Raw genomic sequence first — 6,160 nt, 5'->3', positions numbered from 1 at the left:
GGTGCGGGGCCCTCGGGGCCGGACGGATCCGGCTACTTCGCGAGGAAGGTCAGGAGGGCGGTGTTGACCTCTTCGGCGTGGGTCCACAGCAGGCCGTGCGGTGCGCCCTCGATCTCCACGTACTCGGCGGAGGGCAGGGCCCGGTGGAACGGGCGGGCGGTGCTGTCGATGGGCAGGATGCGGTCGCCGGTGCCGTGCAGGATCAGGGCCGGCACGTCGATGCGGGGGATGTCGGCGCGGAAGTCGGTGTACCAGGTGGAGGGTGCCGCGGCGGCGGCGTACCAGCCGCCGGCCGCCGCGACGTTCCAGCTGTTGCGGACGGCCTCCTCGCTGATCCGGGTGCCGAGGTTCTCGTCGAGGTTGTAGAAGTCCCGGTAGAAGGCGGTGTAGTAGGCGTACCGGTCGGCCTTCACAGCAGCCACGATGCCGTCGAAGAAGTCCTTCGGGGCCGCGCCGTCCGGGTTGTCGTCGGTCTTGAGGAGGTAGGGCTCCAGCGAGCCGAGGAAGGCCACCTTGGCGATGCGGCCGGAGCCGTACGCGGACACGTAGCGGGCGACCTCCCCGGTGCCCATCGAGAAGCCGACCAGGACGGCGTCCCGCAGGTCGAGGGTCTCCAGCAGGGTGTGGAGGTCGGCGGCGAAGGTGTCGTAGTCGTAGCCGGTGGTGGGCTGGGAGGAGCGGCCGAAGCCGCGGCGGTCGTAGGTGACGACCCGGTGGCCGGCGTCCAGCAGTGCGGCGCTCTGCCGTTCCCAGGAGTGCCCGTCCAGCGGGAACCCGTGGATGAGGACGACCGGCTGCCCGGAGCCGTGGTCCTCGTAGTAGAGCTCGACGGGGGCGGAGTTCTCCTGGCCGACGGTGACGAAAGGCATGGGCGCTTCCTTTCTCTCGGGCAGCGTCAGGGCTGCGGTGGGTCACACGCTAGGACCGGCCGGGTACGAATGGTTGCCGCTGCGGGCACCGCGTGTCGTCCGGGAGCGGCGTCGGGAGCCCTACAGCTCGCGCATCTCGCGCCTGGTCAGCGCGTATCCGAAGGCGCCGATCAGGCACAGCCCGGTCGTCGCGAACACCCACCGGCTGCCGAAGGCGTCCACCGCCGCGCCGGCCGCGATCACCGAGACCGGGAAGACCCCCAGCGCGCAGAAGGTGACGGCCGCCATGACCCGGGCCAGCAGCGCGGGCGGGGTGCTCTTCTGCACGCCGGTGACGACCAGGACGTTGGTCACCGTGCTGGCGCCGCCCGCCACGCAGAGCAGCAGGACGGCGCCGACGAGGCCGGTGAAGGGCACCAGGCCGATCGCCGCGCCCATCGCCAGGCCGGAGAGCATCGCCGTGCGGCCCCGGGAGCGCACCTCGGTGAGGCCGGCCGCGAACAGGCCGCCGACCAGCGCGCCGCCGGTGAACGCGGCGAGCAGCAGGCCCAGCCCGGCGGCACCGGCGGAGAAGCCGTGGGTGGCCAGGGCCGGCAGGGCGACCCGGGTGGCGCCGCCCACCGTCAGGTTCGCGATCGCCGTCACCGTCAGCACCGCGCGCAGCAGCGGCGATTCCCGCAGCAGGGTGGGGAAGTTCCTTGGTACGGAGGCGCGTTCGGAGATCGGGCGGGGCGGCGCGACGAGGCCGCCGCGACCGATCAGCAGCAGCGTCGCCGTCGACACGGCGAAGGTCGCCGCGTCCACGCCCAGGGCGGTGGCCGGGTTCAGCCAGGCGACCAGCGGGCCGGCCACCGCCGGGCCGAGCAGGCCGGCGCCGAAGGTGACCGTGCTGTTCAGGGCGTTGCCCGCGTGCAGGTCCTCGGCGGGCAGCAGGGCCGGGGTGATCGCCCAGGCGGCCGGCAGGAAGACCCCCGCTCCGAGGCCGACCAGCAGGGCGAGTCCGCCGATCAGCCAGAACGCGGCCGCCCCTCCTGCGGCGACCGCGCAGAGCCCGGCGGTGGCGAGCAGCCGGCCGAGGTCGGCGGTCAGCATCACCCGCCGGGCGCCGAACCGGTCGGCGAGGATCCCGCCGAGCGGGGTGGCGGCCAGCCGTCCCGCGCCGTAGGCGGCGACCACCAGGCTCAACTGGCGGGCGCCGCCGCCGAGGGAGTAGACCAGCAGCGGCAGGGCGACCACCTGGAACGCGTTGCCGAACTCCGAGGTGGCCTGGCCGATCACCAGCAGCCGGAAGCCGCGCGAGCGCAGCGGGGCGACGCCGAACCGGGGGCGGAACCGCAACAGGCCCGATGCGCCGTCCGCCTTCGCCCCGCTAGCCATCGAGGGAGACCGGCAGCGACTCCAGGCCGCGCAGCATGATCGTGTTGCGCCAGGGCAGGGTCTCCTCGGCGGCGGCCAGCTCGATCCGCGCGAAGCGCTCCAGCAGGCCGGTCAGCGCGACCTCGCTCTCCAGCCTGCCGAGGAAGGAGCCGAGGCACCGGTGCAGGCCCTGTCCGAAGGCCAGGTGGCCCGGATCGCCCCGGTCCAGGATCAGCCGGTCGGGATCGGTGAAGCGGGCCGGGTCGCGGTTGGCCGCGCCGAGTGAGAGCAGCACCAGTTCGTCCGCCGGGATCTCCACGTCGTCGACCATCACGTCGGCGTTGGTGAACCGCAGGGTGGCCATGCTCACCGGGGACTCGTAGCGCAGGAACTCGTCGATGGCGACGGGCATCGCCGCCGGGTCGGCGCGCAGCCGGGCGAGCTGGTCGGGGTGGTGGAGCAGGGCCAGGGTGGCGGTGCCGAGCAGGTTGACGGTGGTCTCGTGACCGCCGATCAGCAGCAGGAAGACCATCGAGAACACCTCCTGCTCGGTGAGTTCGCCGGCGTCGCGGGCCCGCACCAGGTCGGTCAGGACGTCCTCGCTCGGGGCGGCCCGTCGGGCCGTCATCAACTCCCGGAGGTAGTCGTTCATCTCGGCGGTGGCCTGGTCGAAGGTCATCTCGCCGCCCTGGGTGAGGATCGCCGTCGACCAGGTGCGGAAGGCGTGCATGTCCTCCGGGGGGAAGCCCAGCAGCTCGCAGATGACCATGATCGGCAGCGGGAAGGCGAAGTCCGCCACCAGGTCGGCGGTCTCCCGCCCGCGCAGCCCGTCCAGCAGGCCGCCGGAGATGCGCTCGACCATCGGCCGCATCAGGTCGACCTGCCGGCGGGTGAAGACGCCCTGGATCAGGCGGCGCAGCCGGGTGTGGTCCGGCGGGTCGCTGTTGAGCATGTGGACGACCTCGGAGCCGAGCGTCAGGCCGGAGCCCCGCCCGCTCGCGATGGCCTGGCTGCGGCGGACGTCCTGCCCGAAGCGCGGGTCCATCAGCGCCGCCCGGACGTCCTGGTAGCGCGTCACCAGGTAGACCGGCAGGCCCTCGCCGAACTCCACGACGGAGACCGCGCCGGCCTCGCGGATCCGGGCGAGGGTGGGGTAGGGGTCGCGGATGAAGGCGGACATCCGTCCGGCGGCGTCGTCGACCGCGGTGGTCATGGATCTCTCCTCGGGCTCGGAACTCTCGCGGTTACGCGGTTGCGCGGCTACACCGTCAGCGACGGGAAGGGCCAGCGGCGCACCCGCATCGGCAGGAACCAGGCGCGGCCGGCCTGTTCGGTGATCAGACCGGCCTCGGCGAAGTCCCGGTGGACGGCCTCCGGCAGCCGGCCGACCTCGACGCCCTCGGCCAGCGCGTCCACCTGCGCCAGGTGGGCCGGCTCGTCGATGGTGAACAGCTCCAGCGTCCCGAACCGGCGGTCGCGCACCTCGACGAAGCCGGGGCCGCGCCGGAAGACGCACTTGCTCGGGTAGTACGTGCCGCGCCAGTCGGCGACGACCTCCTCCGGCCCGCCGGTCAACCGCTCCGGCGGGTACAGGTGGTGGAACCGGCGCCGCGCGGCGCAGCCGTCCGTGCAGACCGCCTGCCAGAGCACGGCCAGCCCCTGCCCGGTCGCCTCGCGCAGCAGCATCAGCGCCCGTGCGGAGGCCGCGGGCGCGTCCGCGCAGAGCCGCACCGGCTCGGTCAGCCGCAGGCAGCGGACCCCGGCGCGGTGCAGCCCGGTGACCTCCTCCTGCGCCGGGCCGGGCAGGGTGCGGCGGCCGAGGGCGAAGCCCGGCAGCTCCCGGGCGGCGGGGTCGTAGTCGAGCCAGAGCTCGACCTCCGGGCCGGCCGCGCGCCAGGCGGCGTCGGTCCTTCCAGCACCGGTCCTTCCGGCGTCGTCCCGTGCGGCATCGTTCCGTTCAGCCGATCGCGACGGCATCGGGCACCTCCTCGGTACGGGGGAGGGCGGCGGCGGGGCCGTGCCGGTGCCGCATCCGCATCAGCACCTGGTTGTCGGACTCGACGGCGACCTGGAGGTAGCCGGCCCCGTCGTGGAACAGCAGGCCCAGCGTGGTGAAGCGCTCCAGCACCGGTTCGACCGCCGCCGCCCCGCCGGGGACCTTGGCGGCCAGTGCGGCGGCCGAGCGGGGCTGGACCAGCAGCCGGAAGACGGCGAGCTCCACCGGATCGGTCAGCTCGACCACCCGCCAGTCGTACCCGGGACGGGTGTTGACGAGCACGACCCGTCCGCCCGCGTCCCGGTAGCTGAGCCGGCTGTCGGGGAACCGCGCGAGCCAGGTGTCCACCGCCGCGCCCAGCCGTTCCGCGAGCCCGCCGCCGATCCCGCGCGGCGGTGCGGTGAACACGTAGGCCAGTTCGTTGAGTTCACTCTCCGGCAGGCGGTACGTCGCGCGGTACTGGAAGGCCGGCCTGGTGATCGCGAAGCCCAGTTCGGGGCGGTCGAAGTACGGGCTGAACCGCTCGATCGCGATCCGCCCCGCCCCGGTCGGCGGGTCCAGGTGGTGCAGGACGGGCAGTTGGCTGATCACCGACTCGTAGTCCTCCGGCTGTTCGCCGGGGAAGCCGTAGAGGTAGTTCCAGGTCACCGAGACCCCGGCGCTCTGCGCGTCCCGCAGCGCGCGGACGTTCTGGCAGCCCGTCACCCCCTTGTCCATGATCCGCAGGACCCGGGTGCTCAGGTTCTCGATGCCGGGCTGCACCTGGGCCGCGCCCGAGTCGCCGAGCAGCTGGAACTGGTGGCGGCGCAGGTTGGCCTTGATCTCGAAGTGCAGCCGCAGGTCGACCGGGAGTTCGGCCAGCGACTTCAGGACGGTGTCGAAGTAGCCCATGTCCAGGATGTTGTCGACCACGTAGACGTCCAGCAGCTGGTGGCGTTCGGCGAGCCCGAGCACCTCGGCGAGGAAGTCCGCCGGCGGCTTGGAGCGGAACTCCATCGAGGAGCCGTTGAGCCCGCAGAAGGTGCAGTGGTGCTTCTCGCCCCACCAGCAGCCCCGGGAGCCCTCGACGACCAGCTTGGGATCGACCCAGCCGGCCGCGACGGAGGCGTCGAGCCGCTCGAAGAAGCCGTCGTAGCGGGGCGCCAGGATCGCGGAGGGCGGCAGCGGGCGCCTCGTCATCGCGTTGGCCGTCGACGTCCCGGAGCCGTCGCGCCAGCACAGCCCGGGGACGGCGGAGAGGTCGCCGCCCGCCGGGAGGCCCGCCAGGAGCGCCGGGAAGGCGGCCTCGCCCTCGCCGCGCACCACGTAGTCCAGGAACGGGAAGTTGCGGTGCAGCGCGGCGCCCTGCGGACCGTCGCAGTTCGCGCCGCCGAACACCGTGCGCACCTGCGGGCAGCGCTGCTTGAGCAGCCTCGCGGCGGCGAGGCTCGCGGTGTTCTGCTGGAAGGTGGTGGTGAAGCCGACCAGGTCCGGCGGGTCGGCGGCGAGTTCCTCGACCAGGCGGGCGATGAACGCGGGGGCGATCGCGCGGGTGGCCCGGGTCAGGGCGATCTCCTGCTCGCTCGCGCCGTTGGCGGCCAGGTACTCGAAGTAGCCGGTGCTGTCGGTGCTGTCGTCGTCGCCGCCGTCGTCGCCGTACAGCGCGCCGGCGAACGCCCAGTCGCCCGCGCCCTGGAAGTAGGACTTCTCGGAGAAGTACTGGTAGTCGTCCGCACCGAAACCCGCGGTCTCGGCGGCCCAGTCCACGAAGTCCAGGTTGGCGTACCGGACGTCGACCTGGTGGCCGGCGCGCGCGGCGGTGGTGTGCAGGATCCCGAGCGCCAGCGACGGCACGTCGATCGCGCCCCAGGGCATGTGCAGAAGAACGATACGCATGGTGGCCAGTTCCGTCGGTCGCAGGCGGTCGGTCAGGGGTGTCGGCGGGGTGTCGCTCCGGGGC

5 protein-coding genes are annotated in these 6,160 nt (G+C 73.3%); all 5 read right to left on the bottom strand.

All coding sequences use genetic code 11. The features are described 5' to 3' along the window. Positions 1-32: 32 nt before the first annotated feature. The 5 genes from ACFU7Z_RS34440 to ACFU7Z_RS34420 all read right to left on the bottom strand — a co-directional run bounded on the left by ACFU7Z_RS34440 (position 33) and on the right by ACFU7Z_RS34420 (position 6,096). The gene (locus tag ACFU7Z_RS34440) at positions 33-869 is read right to left on the bottom strand and encodes an alpha/beta fold hydrolase (RefSeq protein WP_380781903.1); all 837 of its coding nucleotides are present in this window, start codon (positions 867-869) and stop codon (positions 33-35) included. Between the two features lie 120 nt (positions 870-989). Next, positions 990-2,246: an MFS transporter gene (locus ACFU7Z_RS34435; RefSeq protein WP_380781901.1), complete on the bottom strand. Its 1,257-nt coding sequence runs from the start codon at positions 2,244-2,246 to the stop codon at positions 990-992. Next, complete coding sequence (locus ACFU7Z_RS34430; RefSeq protein WP_380781899.1) at positions 2,239-3,438, bottom strand: cytochrome P450; 1,200 nt, start codon at positions 3,436-3,438, stop codon at positions 2,239-2,241. The genes ACFU7Z_RS34435 and ACFU7Z_RS34430 overlap by 8 nt, the downstream gene beginning before the upstream one ends. A gap of 47 nt (positions 3,439-3,485) precedes the next feature. Continuing rightward, positions 3,486-4,202, bottom strand: a complete 717-nt coding sequence (locus ACFU7Z_RS34425; protein ID WP_380781897.1) for a DUF5825 family protein — start codon at positions 4,200-4,202, stop codon at positions 3,486-3,488. Further along, a complete protein-coding gene (locus ACFU7Z_RS34420) occupies positions 4,183-6,096 on the bottom strand; it encodes a RiPP maturation radical SAM C-methyltransferase (protein WP_380781895.1) in 1,914 nt (637 codons plus the stop codon). The genes ACFU7Z_RS34425 and ACFU7Z_RS34420 overlap by 20 nt, the downstream gene beginning before the upstream one ends. Between the last annotated feature and the right edge of the window lie 64 nt (positions 6,097-6,160).

Source organism: Kitasatospora sp. NPDC057518 (genome assembly GCF_042802075.1).
Classification (GTDB): domain Bacteria; phylum Actinomycetota; class Actinomycetes; order Streptomycetales; family Streptomycetaceae; genus Kitasatospora.
This window is presented reverse-complemented; position numbering and strand designations above follow the sequence as displayed.

What these genes read in the sequence shown, in the direction of transcription:
- ACFU7Z_RS34440 (WP_380781903.1), bottom strand. Translation starts at nt 869, where the DNA reads ATGCCTTTCGTCACCGTCGGCCAGGAGAACTCCGCCCCCGTCGAGCTC.
- ACFU7Z_RS34435 (WP_380781901.1), bottom strand. Translation starts at nt 2,246, where the DNA reads ATGGCTAGCGGGGCGAAGGCGGACGGCGCATCGGGCCTGTTGCGGTTC.
- ACFU7Z_RS34425 (WP_380781897.1), bottom strand. Translation starts at nt 4,202, where the DNA reads ATGCCGTCGCGATCGGCTGAACGGAACGATGCCGCACGGGACGACGCC.
- ACFU7Z_RS34420 (WP_380781895.1), bottom strand. Translation starts at nt 6,096, where the DNA reads ATGCGTATCGTTCTTCTGCACATGCCCTGGGGCGCGATCGACGTGCCG.
- ACFU7Z_RS34430 (WP_380781899.1), bottom strand. Translation starts at nt 3,438, where the DNA reads ATGACCACCGCGGTCGACGACGCCGCCGGACGGATGTCCGCCTTCATC.